Raw genomic sequence first — 15,871 nt, forward strand, 5'->3', positions numbered from 1 at the left:
TTCTTATGAAAAAATTATTTCTAATAATTACTTTTGTTTGCAATTTGCAGACATTTGGGCAAGAAATACCTGCAATAAAGCAAACTGCTCAGCAAAAAAATGAATTTAAAATCTCAGCCGTTTGGAGGCTTTATCCTATAGCTTCATTTCACTTTGGCGACAATGCTTTTGCAAAAGCACATAAGAACGGTGGCGGTCTTGGTACCAGTTTGGCATTACTAAATTATGGAAATTTTCGCGCAGGACTTGGCTACGAATTTACATCCTACTCTGTCTCTGATGTTTCAAAAGTGGGCAATTTTAATCATTCAAATGCTCAATCTTTTAATTATTTCATCAGCTATGATTTAGAATTGACTGAACGATTGACATTTGTACCAAACATCGGGTATGGAAATGATTATGTCAATCAAAAAACAAGGTCGCAACATTTTGGTCATTACTCAGGAAATCATTTGAAAATTGGATTGAATACCGATTGGCAACTTGGAACTAGTCTTGCCGCTTTTGTCGGAATTCATTACATTAATTCTCAATACGACATAAAAACCAATGCAGCATTTGAAGATTATCTGCAACAATCGAATCAGATGCAATTGACATTTGGACTTAAAATATATTAAAAGCTAACTTGTAGAACATGCCAATACATCCCAATTTTAAATCCATTCACGAAAAAGAGTGGCTTATTAATTTTTCTCAATGTGCTCCAAACGGCGCTTTGAACTATACCGATTTATGTAATTTATTGCAATTAACTGCTTCGGAACATTCCGATTTGGGAGGGATAAGTTTTGCTGATATGCAGGAAAAGGACCAAGCTTGGGTTTTAAGTAAGATGCGGATTGAAATTGATGCGTTACCTAAATGGAATGATACCATTGTTATTAAAACGTGGATTGTATCATTAGAAAATGCACGTTCCGTTCGGGCTTTAGAAGTGTATAAGAATGGAGTAAAACTCATTTCTTGCGAAACGTTTTGGGTAGTCTTAAATACTAGGATTAGAAGGCCCGAAAGTTTGCACTTGCCACACGATCATTGCGAAAAATTCCCACAAATGTTGCCTACAGTTGAACGCGTCAAGCGAATCAGAATTCCAGTTGACACCGTAAAATTAGGCAGTCATAAAGTGGTGTTTTCAGATTTAGATATAGTCAATCACGTAAATAACGTTAAGTATTTAGAATGGTGTTTGGATTTAATATATCCGAAACTACTGCTTAAGCAAACTATTAAAAGTTTAGATCTCAACTTTTTAAATGAATTATTCTTGGAAGATGAAGTAGCTCTTTTTTCGATAACGATAGAAAACACCACAACATTTTCAATACTAAAAGAGGGTCGAAGTTGCTTCTCGCTAGAATTTACAACATAAAAAAACTCCGATTTCTCGGAGTTTCAAAATTTATTCTGCAGCAGGAGCTGGCGGTTTGTTCTTAACCACTAAACGGAAACCTTCTCCGTGAATGTTTAAAATTTCAACCTCATCGTCCATTTTAAGGTATTTTCTTAACTTGGCAATGTACACATCCATACTTCTAGAAGTAAAATAGTTATCATCTCTCCAAATTTTAGTCAACGCTAATTCTCTTGGCATCAAATCGTTTTCGTACACGGCAAGCATTTTTAGCAATTCGTTTTCTTTTGGCGAAAGCTTAATTGGCTCTGTATCTTTATAAGTCAAGAAACGCAATTTCGAATTTAAATGGAAATTTCCAATGATGAATTCAAATTTTGTAGCATCTGCTTTTACTTCAGAAGATTTGCGTTGGATAATTGCCTTGATTTTCATCAAAAGTACTTCTGAATCAAAAGGTTTGTTCAAATAATCGTCCGCTCCTACTTTATAACCTTTCAATACATCGTCTTTCATGGACTTAGCTGTAAGGAAAATAATAGGCACTTCTTTATTCTTTTCTCTGATTTCTTTTGCAAGCGTATATCCGTCTTTGTAAGGCATCATGACATCCAAAATACACAAATCAAAAGTGTCTTTTTTGAATTTTTCAAATCCTTCCATTCCATTTTTCGCTAAAGTAACATCAAAGTCATTTAGTATTAAATAATCTTTTAGTATCGATCCGAAGTTCGGATCATCCTCAACCAAAAGAATTTTTTTGTTTTCGTTTTCCATAACTTAATTTATTAGTGGTAATTTTATGATAAAGGTACTTCCCTTACCTTTTTCGCTTTCAACAGTAATCTGACCATTGTGGTCCTCAACAATTCGTTTCACATAGGCTAATCCTAAACCGTGTCCTTTCACATTGTGAATATCGCCTGTATGTTCTCTATAAAATTTTTCAAATATTCTTTTTAATGCTACTTTATTCATTCCTGAACCGTGATCTTGCACTTTTATTATCACAAAATCCTTCACGTTTTCTGTATACACATCGATAACGGGATCTTCTGGTGAATACTTAATGGCATTGTCCAATACATTTACAATAACGTTTGTAAAGTGTACATCATTTAGCAGCACCGTTGTTCTTGTGGCCTTAAAATGTGTTCTTATTGTTCCGTTTCGATCTTCAATAATTAGGTTGACATGCTCAATGGCTTCTTCCACAATTTCATGAATATCCATAGACTCCTTATTGATCTCCAACTCTCTTTTTTCCAGTTTGGAAATCCTTAAAACATTTTCCACTTGGGCATGCATTCGTTTATTTTCGTCCCGAATCATTTGCAAATACCGTGTGGTTTTTTCTCGATCGTCAATTACTTTAGGGCTTTTAATAGCATCCAAAGCAAGGTTAATCGTAGCGATTGGCGTTTTAAATTCGTGCGTCATATTATTGATAAAGTCCGTTTTGATTTCAGAAATCTGACGTTGTTTAATCAACTGATTTAAAGCGCTAGTGTATGCTATTATTATTATTAACGTAAAAATGATCGATAAGGTTGTAATTCCTACCAATTCCGAGAAAAGAAATTTCTTTTTTTCTGGAAAAGTAACTAACAATTGATAATCACTTTTGCCCTCAGAATTAGTCAAGAAAGGAATACCAAACGTAGAATTTTTATCAAATTTAAAATCCGCCGATTTTACTTTTGTTGCTAAACCATTTTCATAAATCCCAAATTCAAAAGGTGTATTGACATCGTATAGCTTTAATTCTTTCTTAAGCAACTTTTGCAACGCATCTAATGAAACCCGTTCTTTCAATGACTTGGTCTCCGTTATTCCGTCAAAAAACATTTGAATTTGCACTTTATCCAATAGTTCCATTCTACCCGACTTTTTAATAGTCATTTCGGGCGAAGGATTTAATTGAAGGTTGGATTGATCTAATCCATCTCCAGAATAAACTTCTGTTTTACTGTTAGATACAAAGTTAGTAACCTTGTTTACCGAGTCCATTTTCTTATCAAAGAACGACAAATTGACATTGTAATCTTCAGAAAGAATACTGTTGGAATAAATGATTGTTTTATTAGTAGTTCTATTTTTCTGTACCAAAACAAAATCTAAAAGCTCGGTTTTAGTAGGCTTTTTACCTTTCGCGTCTTTTAAAATATTGTATTGATTGAGTAAATTATAAACCTCTTGCTCCTTGAAATTATCAGCCACATTACCCATTACTTGTTTAACGTGGTACTTAAATTGCTCCTCGTTATTCTTGAACGAAGTATTAATCAAGTACAACTGTACCAATATAATTCCGATTAGCGAAAGGCTCATCAAAAACACCAATAAACGAAACAACAATTTATTCATACGAACAAAATTAACATTTTAACATTTGGCATTTTAACATATTAACCAAACATTAACAACAAAAATTTATTATAAAAATTTTAAAATTTTATTATAGATGTCATTTACTTGCTGTAGTGTTGATTCTATGCGATTGTTTGTAATTACAAAGTCGCTCAATTCGATTCTTTGTGCATCAGACCACTGGTTATTGATGCGTTTTTGAATTTCTGCCTCTGAAGTAAGGTCGCGATTTTGAACGCGGCTGATTCGTACATCCATTGGTGCAGTTACGGTGATGACATAATCGCATAAAAGATGACCTCGGGTTTCAAATAAGATGGCCGTTTCCTTGATTATGAATGGAGCTGCATGATGCTGAAGCAGCCATTCCTTAAAATGGTTGCCTACTAAAGGGTGGATGATTGCATTGAGAAGGTTTAATTTTTCAGGACTGTTAAAGACAATTTTTGCCATTTCCACTCGATCCAATTGACCGTTATCAATTACAGATGTGCCAAATTCTTCTGCAATCAACGCTAGGGTTTTGGGCTGATTAGTGAAAGTTCTTGCTTCTGTATCTGCAATGTAAATAGGAATGCCTAACTCCTGAAACATTTTTGCAACAGTGGTTTTTCCACTTCCAATTCCTCCGGTCAATCCTACAATTTTTGTCATTAAGCTTTATTTAAAAAAAAGTTCAGGAAATGCATTTTGCGGTTTCTTTTTGAGAATTTTCACTAATACAAATGATTTTAAAAAACCAATTCCGTAACCATAAAATTGAATAATTGTGGCAAAAACAGCCAGAAAACCAATTTTAAAGCTCTTGGTTTGCAAAATAGCGAGAATGAAAAGCAATTCAAAATAGATGGTAAAGATAAATATCAGAATATAACTTTTTAAGAACGCAGTGGCAACCGCTGCAATCATTCCTAACAAAAATAGGGTTGGAAAAAAGTAAGTTGGTTTAGAATACTTGGGGTACCAATGGTTTAAAATAGGTCTTGCTTTACCGAATTTATTGACTTGTTTGTAGAATTTAGACCAATCAATTCTCCGTTTATGATAAACATAAGCGGTTGGAATTAACTTGGTTTCAAAACCTAAATTCCATAATCGTATGGATAGATCGGGATCTTCGCCAGGATGAATTTTCCCAAAACCACCTGATGCTTCAAATGCTTTTTTAGAAATTCCCATATTAAAACTTCTCGGTTGAAATTTATCAATTTTTTCTGAACCACCTCTAATTCCACCAGTGGTGATAAAGGAAGTCATTGCAAAATTTATAGCCTTCTGTACATCCGAAAAACTATCCAAAGCTCTGTCCGGTCCACCGAAACAATCGGTAAATTCTAACTTCAATGCCTTATCCACCTCGATTAAATAGTTAGAAGGAATAATACAATCGGAATCAAAAATGATGTAATACGCGCCTTTAGCTACATTCATTCCATAATTTCTTGAATCACCAGGACCTGAATTGGACTTATAATAATAACTAATATCAAGTTCAGATTGAAATTTTTCTACAATTTCTTGGCACGGAATTGACGAACCATCTTCTACAACCACTATTTCAAAAGGAAGTTTATAGTCTTGTAAAAGTAAACTCTGTAACAGTTCCTCTATTTCATCTGGACGGTTGTAAACGGGTATGATCAAAGAAAAAAGCATAGTTGAAAATTTTATCAAATATACCATTAAAAAAAAAGCCACCCGAAGGTGGCTTATAAATTTAAAAAAATTTTAATTTATTGTTTGATCACTTTGATCGTTTTCACTGCATTTTCTGTAGATACTTTTACTAAGTACGTTCCAGAAGCTAAGCTTGACATATCTACTTGACCTTTGTTTGCATTCATATTCATAATTAAAACTTGTTGTCCAAGAAGATTGTACACTGTTACATTCGAAATGTTTTGCGTAAAGCTCACATTTAAAACATCTTTTACAGGGTTTGGATATGCTGTGAATGAGTTGCTATCAAAATCAACATTTGATAATTCAGACTCAAAAGCCACATTGTCGATGTAAAAGTTATAATCAGACTCATCATCAATAATTCCATCAGTACCTACAAATGCGAATTTAACTGCACTTGAAGTAGCCACATATTCATACGTAAAATCTTGCGAAACGTTAGACACATTACTTGCAGCTGTAAAATTTTGAATTTCAGTCCAAGTAACTCCATTATCAGTAGTCATTACAACTTTTACAGAATCATCTGACCCCATTGCAATAGACTCAGTTCCTAACCATGTGGTAACACCATAGTTAAAAGATAAGTTATATGTTTCTCCAGTTACAGTATTCATAGAAGGTGAGATTAGCCACCCAATTCTACCTGAAAAGTAAAGATTAATTGAGGTAGCACCAGTTGAACCCGCATTTAAAAATCCATCTGCCGCCCAAATTCCAGTATCAGTACCTGTTGGACCTGTAGCAACTGTGCCTGCTCCAGCTCTTGACCAACATAATGGTGGAAAAGTGTCAAAGTTTTGCGCATACGGAGCATCAAATGCGACACAAGCAGTTACGAATGTTATCGAAGGAGACCAAGCACCAAAATCAGTTCCATTACAAACGGAACGCACCCAAACTCTATAAGATGTTGAAGGAGTTAGATCAGTAATTGTAGTAGAAGGTGTAGTAGCTACATCAAAAGTAGTTAAACCCTCTGGAGTATTCACTGTAGATTCTGCATAAGCATACTGCCAAGCCGATTCTGTTCCTCCTGGAGTCCAGGAAATATCTGCCGTTGTAGAAGTAGAACCACCAAAAGCAACAACATTAACATCCTGACAATTTGGATTAACTTCCCAAGTTACATCGTCAATGTACATATATTGATATGTACTAGTACCAACAAACTTAAACGCAACATGACTGTCTGTTGTTGAACTAGCAAAAGGTACTGAGTATATTGCAAAGGCATTGGTCATTGGAATAGTTTGAACTGCAGTAAATGTACTAGCATCTGACGGATCACTCATAGTTCCTACAACCAATTGAACACCAGCATTTCCTGAATATGCTCTGAATTTAATTCTATGCAAATTTAATGGTAAATCGGTTAGTACTGGTGTAACTAAATACAAAGCAGCTGCTGCGTCATTAGAATTGTACATTTCAACATAATCACCGAAAGATGATACTTGAATTCTAGCAAATGCGTCAGCAGTACCTTTAATTGTATACCAACATTCTGGAGCAGGAATTGTAACTTCAGTTATAAAACTTTCAGTAAAATTACCAAATGCTTCACATCCTGTTCTAAAATTAAAAGGCCCCGTCCATGGACTTAAACTACCACTTCCACAATCTGTTTGTAAAAAATAACTGTAGTTTGTTTGAGGATTTAAGCCACTTAAGTTTAAAGTGTTTGCTGCTATTCCAGACGTTACGGTACCAGATCCCTGATTTTGACCTGCAGAGAGAAGTTCTACGTTAAATAAAGTTCCAGTGGAAACCCAGCTCAATGTTGCCGATGTAGCTGTAATTGCACTAACTGATGTAGCAGATGGCGGAAAACAATCCGGTGCTGGCAAAACATTAACTAGAAATTCTAAAGCAACACCATATATACTACTATAACAAGGATTAGCAGGCGTTTGTACATAATCCGTTGCAACAATACGCATTCTGTGCTCTCCAATTGCAGCCGTAGCAGGAACAACAAAAGAAGTATTTAATACGAAAGGATTTGTAGCACCAGACTCGCCTGTGTAAACTAATTCTGAAGCTTCAAAAGTAAAATTATCATTAAAATCAACCCATACATGAGTGAAATAAGTAGCACCCGTTGCTAGAGTTACGTTCATGATTGTATTCAAACCTTGTGTTATGTCTATTGCGCCATTTTCAATAAAATTACCATAAAGTACATCTCCTACTGTAGTAACCACGTCATTAATCTGTACACTTGAAATTCCTGCACCATCGTTTGACGTAGGCAATGCTTCGCAATAACAACCATCATCATAAGTGGTAAAGTTATCTTCAAAACAATCTGTCGCAGTTCCAAAAGCATTGTAAGGTGCAATCGTATAATAATAAGTCGTACCTAAATCACCAACAAATGAATAATTCAATGCACTATTGATATCTACGTTATCTACAACTAAATCCTCACCATCAGGAGAAGTTCCGATAGACACTTTGTATCCATCAGCATTATCAATCGCATCCCAAGTAAAAGTAGTTGGAAAGTTACCACATCCTACATCTGGAACAGTATTCATATCTTCAATACAACCTGGTGCTGCAAAGGGAATTTCCTCCCAAACAACATCATCTAAATACACTGTACGAAAGGTACCACCCAAACCGTGTTTAAATGCAATATGATTATCAGTCGTACTTGTGTTCATTGTTACATTATAGGTAAGATAATTAGCAGTTAAAGTAAATGTAGACAAAGGTGTAAATGTGGTAGCATCTGTAGCATCACTCATCGTACCTACTATTAAAATCTGTCCAGCAGTTCCTCCTCTAGCCTTAAATTTCATTCGGTGTGTATTTTCTCCAATAGCCGTTAAAGCTGGTGAAACTAACAAAATATCTGATGATACATCACTTGAATTAGTCATGCTTATTGCGTTAGGTGCAGATGCAAAAGTGTTACTGATTACCGAAACGTTTGCATTTATATTGGTAGAAGTAATCGTTTTAGTCCAACAATTTGGAATCGCACCCGTTGCAGCAGTAGTTTCTGAAAAATCTTCTATGAAATCGTCAAATGAAACACAAAGCGTTCTAAAACTTAATGGACCATTCCATACGCTTTGTCCATCAGCACAGATTGATTTGACCCAAAAGTAATATTTTGTATTTGGAATTAATCCTGTTATATCTCCAGAAAGTGCTGTAGTTGCCGTACCAGCTGCTGAAGGTGCTTGATTGACATCCAAGTAATAATACTCATAACCTAATGAAGGAGTTGGCGTTACTGCTTCCCAGTTTAAAGTAGCTGAACTACTTAAAACATTTGAAGCCGTTAATCCTGTTGGAGACACGCATGATGGTGCTGCACCTTGAGATACGTTAATAGTATCAAAATAATAATAAACATCTCCATCATTTAAATAATTTGTTTTAAATCGAACAAAAAAATCGCCTGGAGTAGCAGAAAATGTATAGCTAATCGTTGCACAAGTTGCAGAAGAAATATGATTCGATTCCCCGATTACTCCAATTTCAGTCCAAGGTCCAGAAGCAGAGTTTGACCATTCCGTGACCATATCAACTTGACTACTTAGCGCTGCTGTGTTACCAGAATAATTGATGACTTTGTAATCAAAATTTAAGGTTACAAGTCCTCCATTGGAAGTTCCCAAGCTTGGGGAGGTTAAGGACAAATTTGCATTAAATTCCCAAACATTGGCTCTAACTGATGCTGTTTCCGTACAAGGAATAAGAGTAGTTCTCGAATATCCCTCCACAGTCCAAGATCCTAGACCGGCCGGTTCCCAACCGTAATCGTACGAAACTTGTCCATAGCCGCTCAAGACCATGGTCAAGAGAAAGACTAGTGATAGTGTAATTTTTTTCATAATTCTCTAATAGTTTAAATTAATATCTCGCTAAAATATAAATTATTATAAGATTTATAAAAGATTCCATGTTAACATTTAAGTGTCACGACGTATAAAACATCAAAAAAAGAAATAATAACAAATTTATCGTGTAATGTTATAAAATTAAACATATTTAATTTCTTTGTGTGAAAGAATGATCTTACAATTTACAGTGCAAAAGATTCCAAGTTGAAATCATAATTCGCCAGAAAAAAACGACACAACTTAAGCATCTACAATTTAACTACTTAAAACAAAAAAATCCAGACTTTCGCCTGGATTTTCAACTTATTATTTTAAAAAAATCTATTTTATACTTTCAATTTGAACCATTTCATTGGTATCTTTTGAATAGTCTACATTTCTTACATCAAAACCGAATAAATTGTAAAATTCTTTTTTGTAACCGTCCAGATCACCTAATTCAGACAAGTTTTCTGTAGTTACTTTACTCCACAATTCCGCAACTTCTGCTTGCACATCATCGCGCATTTCCCAGTCGTCAATACGAATTCTTCCTTTTTCATCTACAGGAACTTCTTTTCCTGAAAACAAGCGGTCATGAAATAAACGTTGGATTTGTTCAATACAACCTTCATGAATTCCTTTAGCTTTCATTGTTTTGTAAAGTAAAGAAATGTACAATGGAATTACAGGAATCGCTGAACTCGCTTGAGTAACCAACGCTTTGTTTACCGAAACATACGCTTTTCCGCCAATATCCGAAAGTGCATCAGTAATTGAAAATGCCGTAGCTTCCAAATCATCTTTTGCTTTTCCAATTGTTCCATTTCTGTAAACTGCTTCCGTTAATGAGGACCCTATATAGGAATAAGCTACAGTCATTGCACCTTCTGCCAATAGATTTTCTTTTTTCAAAGCATCCATCCACATTTTCCAATCTTCGCCACCCATTACAATTACCGTATTTTCAATATCATCACCTGAACAAGGTTCGATACTAACTTCGGAAACCTTACCCGTGTGAAAATCAACCGTATTATTGGTAAACTTTTCTCCAATAGGTTTTAACGTAGAACGATGTGTTACACCCGTTTTAGGATGTGTACGCACTGGAGATGCTAAACTATATATAATAAGGTCAATCTGTCCTAAATCTGCTTTAATTAAAGCTAACGTTTGGTCTTTAATTTCATCTGAAAATGCATCTCCATTGATACTTTTTGCATACAATCCTGCCTTTTGCGCTTCTTGCTCAAAAGCCGCCGTATTGTACCATCCTGCCGAAGCCGTTTTTCCTTCTACGGGTGGTTTCTCAAAAAAGACTCCAACTGTAGCTGCATCTGAACCAAACGCACTCGTGATTCGAGAAGCCAATCCAAAACCTGTGGAGGAACCGATTACCAAAACACGTTTGGGTCCGTCAATCGCACCTTTGGACTTCACATAGTCGATTTGTTGCTTCACATTTTCAGCAGCTCCATCCGGATGTGCCGTTGTGCAAATAAATCCTCTCATTCTTGGTTCTATAATCATAAGATTCGTTTTTTTTATTACGTTGAACAAATATAAATCAAAATATTAGTTAAGCAAGGTTTTCGCATGATTAATGGCTGCCTCAGAAAGGTCTTTGCCCGAAATCATTTCTGCTAATTCTTGAACCCGTTGGTCCTGGGTCAGGCGAATAATATTGGACTGGGTTTGATTACCAACCGTCTCTTTAAAAACCTTAAAATGTTGTTTTCCACGTGCCGCAATTTGTGGTAAATGCGTAATTGAAAACACCTGCATCGTACTGCTCATTTCCTCCATAATGAAGGCCATTTTATTAGCGATCTCACCAGAAACTCCCGTATCAATCTCATCAAAAATAATCGTGGGAAGTTTTGAATATTGTGCCAAAACTGCTTTAACAGCCAACATAATTCGCGACATTTCTCCACCAGAAGCTACCTTTTTCAATAATCCAAAATCAGATCCTTTATTGGCAGAAAATAGAAACTGTAATTCATCAGTTCCATTGGCAAAATAGCTTTTCTTTTGCGTCAGTTGAATATTAAATTGGGAATTGGGCATTCCCAATTGCACTAAGTACTGCACTAATTTCTTTGCCAGAACAGGAATTGCTTTCTCTCTATTCTGATGTAAAGAAGCCGCTACCTTATCCAACTCATTTTCGTTTGCAATCAACTCATTTTCTAACTTTTCAATCGCATCTTCCAAGTGTTGCACTGCAAATGCCTTCTGTTCCAATTCATTCTGAACAATCAATAATTCCTCAACTGAATTAACTTGATGCTTTTTCTGCAAGGAATAGAGCAATTGTAATTTTTGATTCAATACTTCTAGTTGTTCAGGATCGTTGACCAGTTGCTCTGCCAAAACATTTACCTCTGAAATAATGTCATCAAATTCTATTAAAACAGAATCAACACGCTCAAAAATAACCTGGTATTCTGAAGTCAAATTTGCGATTTTCTGTAAATGCGATCGCACTTCCTTCAAATTCTGAATGACACCAATTTGTTCCTCTTCGGCCAAAGCCAAAGTCTTATCCAAATTTTCTTTGATAAATTCTACATTATTCAACTGTTGAAATTGCTCTTCCAATTCTTCTTGACTGCCTGAAACTAATTTAGCTTCCACCAATTCATTGAGTAAAAAAGTAGTGTAATCTTGCTCTTTCTGCGCATTTGCATAAGCTTCCCTTTGTTTCTGCAAATCACTTTTATTTGCCTTGTAGTTTTTTAAAGCTTGACCATATTGCTGTAATAAAGTACCATTCTGACCAATTGCATCAATAATTTCAAATTGAATTTTCTCTTCAGAAAGTTCCTGCGTTTGCTGTTGTGAATGTATGTCAATAAGATACACTCCCAATTCTTGCAAATCGGAAACACCTACTGGACTGTCGTTTACAAAAGCGCGCGACTTTCCTGAAGGCAATATTTCCCGACGAATAATAGTGAATGCGTCATAATCAAAGTTATGAGTCTCAAAAAAGGATTGTAAATTGTATTTAGAAATCGAAAATTGTGCTTCTATAACACATTTTTCTTCTTTATTTTTTAATGCAGATAGGTCGGCTCTTTTTCCTAAAACTAATCCTAAAGCACCTAGAAGAATGGATTTACCAGCTCCCGTTTCTCCAGTAATTGTAGAAAAGCCATTGTCGAACTCAATAGATAATTTTTCTATTAAAGCAAAATTTTTAATGGAAAGTGAAGTAAGCATTGTTGTATTTTAGTCGTTAAAATCAAACCGAACTTGAGTTATATCCGTGGTAAAATCATCAAATTTAAAAGCGAATCGTTGCCCATTTTGAAGAGTTCAAAGGCGAAACTCGATTCAAATTATCCACTAAATCTGTAATTTTAACTTGTGGGCCGCCAGAAAAAACAGATAAAATTTCATCTGATTTAGCATCAAAAAACAAACGAGTTAAAAAAGAATTGGGACGAATGGAGTGGATTTTTTGCAACTCTAAAAGTGCAGTTTTCATACCTTCTTTTCCCTTACTTGGACTTTCACTCATCAAATCTAAACCATTGATGTGGTAATTGTATAACACCGATTTTATAGGATCAAACGTACCAGACATCAAATCATTAGTTAAAAAAAATCGATTCTGACTTCCGCCATCATTTTGGCTCCAGCCTTTATAACTGCTTTGTTGTGCTAAATTAACCACTTCTTGCGCTTGTTGGTAAAAAGGTTTTCCAGCATTTAATTCATATGTATCCGCGTCCAATCCAATGATAATGTACGCGTAGAAAGCAACTACAGCAACTAAATTGGAATCAAAACTGTTGGGGTTAAATATTAGATTTTCAAACTCAACATATTTGAAATTAAAATCCTTGTCATTATAATTTAAAACAGGAGATATATAACTTGATCCAAACGCAGTTCTTGAAGAAGCCACTTGCAAAGTAGCTACAAACTGATCTGAACCATAGCTGGTAACGTTGATAAAAATAGTACAATCTATTTTCTCGCTTTGTTTAAATTTCTTGTTGGTCCATCTGGTTTTATTGACAAAATCAGTCAACGACGTTTCTAGCGTTTTAAAAATCGGTTGATTGCTATTGGTCAAACTTTGTGCATTGATTTTAACAATGCAGTTCAATTCTTGTGCTTGAACGGCAAAACAGCAAAAAAGTACAATAATAGAAAAAAGTTTAGTCATTATAATGGGCTATTACTTTGTTTAAAATATCTTGAGCCACCTTTCCTTTGGACTTTAAATCCATCGGCTCCATGTTAAAATTCTTGTCAATAAATGTAACTTTATTCGTTGATGTGCCAAAACCGGCTCCATCGTCTTGTAACGAATTCAGAACAATCAAATCTAAGTTTTTTTTCTGAATTTTACCCTTTGCATTTTCAATTTCATTCTCCGTTTCCAAGGCAAAGCCAATTAAAAACTGATCTTTCTTGATTTCTCCCAAGGAAGCTAAAATATCTTTGGTCTTCTCAAGCTCAAAGGTTAAACTACTTTCTGCTTTTTTTATTTTCTGCGAAGCAACATTTTTTGGTCTGTAGTCTGCTACTGCTGCTGCAGCTATAGCAATATCCGTGTTTTCAAAATAAGTGTGACATGCATTGTACATTTCCTCTGCAGAAATCACTCGAATCAAATGAATCGATTTGTCAGCGGGAATATAGTGAGAAGGTCCAGAAATCAATGTGACTTCGGCTCCCAATTTCGCCGCCTCATTGGCAATTTCAAAGCCCATTCTACCTGAAGAATGATTTCCAATAAATCGAACAGGGTCAATTGCTTCGTACGTTGGTCCTGCCGTAACCATTAGTTTTTTACCACGCAAAGGCAGCTTCCCTATCATATCATTTTCTATAAAAGAAAGGATATTCTCAGGTTCAGCCATTCGACCTTCACCAGAAAGTCCGCTGGCTAATTCGCCACTTTCCGCGGGAATTATAATGTTGCCAAACGATTTTAAAGCGGAAAAACTTGCTAATGTAGAGGGATGCTTGTACATATCCAAATCCATTGCTGGAGCAAAATATATCGTACATTTTGCAGAAAGATACGTAGCTAACAATAGATTATCACAAGTACCGTGTGCCATTTTAGACATAGTATTTGCAGTTGCTGGTGCAATAATCATCAAATCAGCCCAAAGACCGATTTCTACATGGTTGTTCCATGAAGCATTTTCATCCACTTCATTATAGAAAGTGGAATGAACAGGATTTTTTGAAAGCGTAGATAACGTCAAAGGAGTGACAAAATCTTTAGAAGCAGGTGTCATGATTACTTGAACCTCGGCACCTGCTTTTATAAAAAGTCGGACTAAAGATGCAGTTTTATAAGCGGCAATTCCACCAGAAACGCCTAGTACTATTTTTTTTCCGCTTAACACTGACATAGTCAATAAATTATTTTGATGTTGCGTCTCTATGGTAGATTTTATCATCCAACCATTCTTGAACTGCTAAAGCGTGTGGCTTAGGCAATTTTTCGTAGAATTTAGAAACCTCAATTTGTTCTTTATTTTCAAAAACTTCTTCTAAACTATCGTTATATGTTGCAAATTCTTCTAGCTTCTCAGTCAACTCTTTTTTAATTTCAGTGTTGATTTGATTTGCTCTTTTAGCCATAATTGTGATTGCCTCATACACATTTCCCGTAGGTTCCTCAATCATCGACTTATTGTACGTGATTGTATTTACTGGAGCATTCGTCTTTTTTAAATCCATGACTTTATTAATTATTATTTGAAATTTGTTTTAAATCTGTTTCTATTCGCGTAAGCATGTCGTCTGCCTGTTCTTTAAATGACGAAGTTTGATTGAACTTCATCAAATTTAAATACGCTGTTTTTGCACTATTAAGTCGCTCTGCTTTTTTTGTATCAACACTATTAATGGCTAATTTATAAGCTGAATCCAGTTTGTAATACAAGGCTTCTTCCTTATATTTTGTTCCTGGAAAATCGGCAATAAAGTTATCCAAAACAACCAATGCTGCTTTGTGATCTGAAATCGTATTGTACTGCTTAGCCGTTTCAAACGATTTCTTCTCTAATTTCTCGCGCAAGTCTTTGACAATTACATTTGCTTCTGCCAAATATTCAGATGTTGGATAAACATTTATAAAAGCTTGTAATTTATCAATTGCCTTAAAAGTATCCACTTGATCTAGACTGTATCTCGGAGAAAGTTTAGAATAACTAAAAGCGGATAAGTAGGTTGCTTCTTCTACCTTTTCACTTTTTGGATAACTACTCGTAAAGCTTTCAAACTGATAAGCTGCCGAATAATATTGTTTCGTTTTTAAATACGATTGCGAATACATGTAAAACATTTTCTCTGCTTGAGGTCTACCGCGGTATGTAGGTGCGATTTGCTCAAACAAACGAATTGCTTTACCATAATTTCCTTTATCGTACTGGGTGGTAGCGACATCGTATTTTACACCGATTTCTTCTGTTTTAAGCGCCTTTTGATATTCGCTGCATGAGCTTAAAATCAAAGTAAATAAAAGTATTGAAAGTATTTTTTTCATTGTAAAAATAAAAGTTTCTGGGTTGCAAATTAGCGGTTTAAAACCAAAACTCAACTACTGAAACATAGCGGGCAAAGTTAATGATTA

At 35.1% G+C, this 15,871-nt stretch carries 13 protein-coding genes; 2 read left to right on the forward strand and 11 right to left on the reverse strand.

Annotated features, from left to right (window positions below; all coding sequences use genetic code 11):
- Nucleotides 1-5 precede the first annotated feature (5 nt).
- Together H602_RS0111560 and H602_RS0111565 are read left to right on the forward strand one after the other, a co-directional pair.
- Nucleotides 6-623 carry a hypothetical protein gene (locus H602_RS0111560; protein ID WP_026978138.1) on the forward strand — a complete coding sequence of 206 codons (618 nt, stop codon included), beginning with the start codon at nucleotides 6-8 and terminating at the stop codon, nucleotides 621-623.
- Between the two features lie 17 nt (nucleotides 624-640).
- On the forward strand, nucleotides 641-1,378 hold the full coding sequence (locus tag H602_RS0111565; RefSeq protein WP_026978139.1) for an acyl-[acyl-carrier-protein] thioesterase: 738 nt from the start codon (nucleotides 641-643) through the stop codon (nucleotides 1,376-1,378).
- Between the two features lie 30 nt (nucleotides 1,379-1,408).
- On the opposite strand, the gene H602_RS0111570 is transcribed toward H602_RS0111565, so the two are convergent.
- The 11 genes from H602_RS0111570 to H602_RS0111620 form a co-directional block, all read right to left on the reverse strand.
- Nucleotides 1,409-2,137: a response regulator transcription factor gene (locus H602_RS0111570; protein ID WP_026978140.1), complete on the reverse strand. Its 729-nt coding sequence runs from the start codon at nucleotides 2,135-2,137 to the stop codon at nucleotides 1,409-1,411.
- 3 nt (nucleotides 2,138-2,140) lie between these two features.
- The gene (locus H602_RS0111575) at nucleotides 2,141-3,727 is read right to left on the reverse strand and encodes a sensor histidine kinase (RefSeq protein ID WP_026978141.1); all 1,587 of its coding nucleotides are present in this window, start codon (nucleotides 3,725-3,727) and stop codon (nucleotides 2,141-2,143) included.
- A 69-nt stretch (nucleotides 3,728-3,796) separates the two neighbouring features.
- Nucleotides 3,797-4,384, reverse strand: a complete 588-nt coding sequence (coaE, locus tag H602_RS0111580; protein ID WP_026978142.1) for a dephospho-CoA kinase — start codon at nucleotides 4,382-4,384, stop codon at nucleotides 3,797-3,799.
- A gap of 6 nt (nucleotides 4,385-4,390) precedes the next feature.
- Nucleotides 4,391-5,386, reverse strand: coding sequence for a glycosyltransferase family 2 protein (locus H602_RS0111585; RefSeq protein ID WP_026978143.1), 996 nt, complete (start codon nucleotides 5,384-5,386; stop codon nucleotides 4,391-4,393).
- 77 nt (nucleotides 5,387-5,463) lie between these two features.
- A complete protein-coding gene (locus tag H602_RS0111590; protein WP_084404247.1) occupies nucleotides 5,464-9,267 on the reverse strand; it encodes a fibronectin type III domain-containing protein in 3,804 nt (1,267 codons plus the stop codon).
- A gap of 330 nt (nucleotides 9,268-9,597) precedes the next feature.
- A complete protein-coding gene (gene fabV, locus H602_RS0111595) occupies nucleotides 9,598-10,788 on the reverse strand; it encodes an enoyl-ACP reductase FabV (RefSeq protein WP_026978145.1) in 1,191 nt (396 codons plus the stop codon).
- A gap of 45 nt (nucleotides 10,789-10,833) precedes the next feature.
- Nucleotides 10,834-12,486 carry a DNA repair protein RecN gene (gene recN, locus H602_RS0111600; RefSeq protein WP_026978146.1) on the reverse strand — a complete coding sequence of 551 codons (1,653 nt, stop codon included), beginning with the start codon at nucleotides 12,484-12,486 and terminating at the stop codon, nucleotides 10,834-10,836.
- 64 nt (nucleotides 12,487-12,550) lie between these two features.
- Entirely contained in the window at nucleotides 12,551-13,441 is an 891-nt protein-coding gene (gene porD / locus H602_RS0111605) for a type IX secretion system protein PorD (RefSeq protein ID WP_026978147.1), read from the reverse strand.
- Nucleotides 13,434-14,645 carry a bifunctional phosphopantothenoylcysteine decarboxylase/phosphopantothenate--cysteine ligase CoaBC gene (coaBC, locus tag H602_RS0111610; protein WP_026978148.1) on the reverse strand — a complete coding sequence of 404 codons (1,212 nt, stop codon included), beginning with the start codon at nucleotides 14,643-14,645 and terminating at the stop codon, nucleotides 13,434-13,436. The genes porD and coaBC overlap by 8 nt, the downstream gene beginning before the upstream one ends.
- A gap of 10 nt (nucleotides 14,646-14,655) precedes the next feature.
- Nucleotides 14,656-14,976 carry a DNA-directed RNA polymerase subunit omega gene (locus H602_RS0111615; protein ID WP_026978149.1) on the reverse strand — a complete coding sequence of 107 codons (321 nt, stop codon included), beginning with the start codon at nucleotides 14,974-14,976 and terminating at the stop codon, nucleotides 14,656-14,658.
- A 7-nt stretch (nucleotides 14,977-14,983) separates the two neighbouring features.
- Nucleotides 14,984-15,784 (reverse strand): outer membrane protein assembly factor BamD, encoded by an 801-nt coding sequence (locus tag H602_RS0111620; protein WP_026978150.1) that lies wholly within the window; start codon nucleotides 15,782-15,784, stop codon nucleotides 14,984-14,986.
- Nucleotides 15,785-15,871: the final 87 nt, after the last annotated feature.

This window comes from Flavobacterium tegetincola DSM 22377 (genome assembly GCF_000425485.1).
Taxonomy (GTDB): Bacteria; Bacteroidota; Bacteroidia; order Flavobacteriales; family Flavobacteriaceae; genus Flavobacterium; species Flavobacterium tegetincola.

What these genes read in the sequence shown, in the direction of transcription:
- H602_RS0111560 (WP_026978138.1), top strand. Translation starts at nt 6, where the DNA reads ATGAAAAAATTATTTCTAATAATTACTTTTGTTTGCAATTTGCAGACA.
- H602_RS0111565 (WP_026978139.1), top strand. Translation starts at nt 641, where the DNA reads ATGCCAATACATCCCAATTTTAAATCCATTCACGAAAAAGAGTGGCTT.
- H602_RS0111570 (WP_026978140.1), bottom strand. Translation starts at nt 2,137, where the DNA reads ATGGAAAACGAAAACAAAAAAATTCTTTTGGTTGAGGATGATCCGAAC.
- H602_RS0111575 (WP_026978141.1), bottom strand. Translation starts at nt 3,727, where the DNA reads ATGAATAAATTGTTGTTTCGTTTATTGGTGTTTTTGATGAGCCTTTCG.
- coaE (WP_026978142.1), bottom strand. Translation starts at nt 4,384, where the DNA reads ATGACAAAAATTGTAGGATTGACCGGAGGAATTGGAAGTGGAAAAACC.
- H602_RS0111585 (WP_026978143.1), bottom strand. Translation starts at nt 5,386, where the DNA reads ATGCTTTTTTCTTTGATCATACCCGTTTACAACCGTCCAGATGAAATA.
- H602_RS0111590 (WP_084404247.1), bottom strand. Translation starts at nt 9,267, where the DNA reads ATGAAAAAAATTACACTATCACTAGTCTTTCTCTTGACCATGGTCTTG.
- fabV (WP_026978145.1), bottom strand. Translation starts at nt 10,788, where the DNA reads ATGATTATAGAACCAAGAATGAGAGGATTTATTTGCACAACGGCACAT.
- recN (WP_026978146.1), bottom strand. Translation starts at nt 12,486, where the DNA reads ATGCTTACTTCACTTTCCATTAAAAATTTTGCTTTAATAGAAAAATTA.
- porD (WP_026978147.1), bottom strand. Translation starts at nt 13,441, where the DNA reads ATGACTAAACTTTTTTCTATTATTGTACTTTTTTGCTGTTTTGCCGTT.
- coaBC (WP_026978148.1), bottom strand. Translation starts at nt 14,645, where the DNA reads ATGTCAGTGTTAAGCGGAAAAAAAATAGTACTAGGCGTTTCTGGTGGA.
- H602_RS0111615 (WP_026978149.1), bottom strand. Translation starts at nt 14,976, where the DNA reads ATGGATTTAAAAAAGACGAATGCTCCAGTAAATACAATCACGTACAAT.
- H602_RS0111620 (WP_026978150.1), bottom strand. Translation starts at nt 15,784, where the DNA reads ATGAAAAAAATACTTTCAATACTTTTATTTACTTTGATTTTAAGCTCA.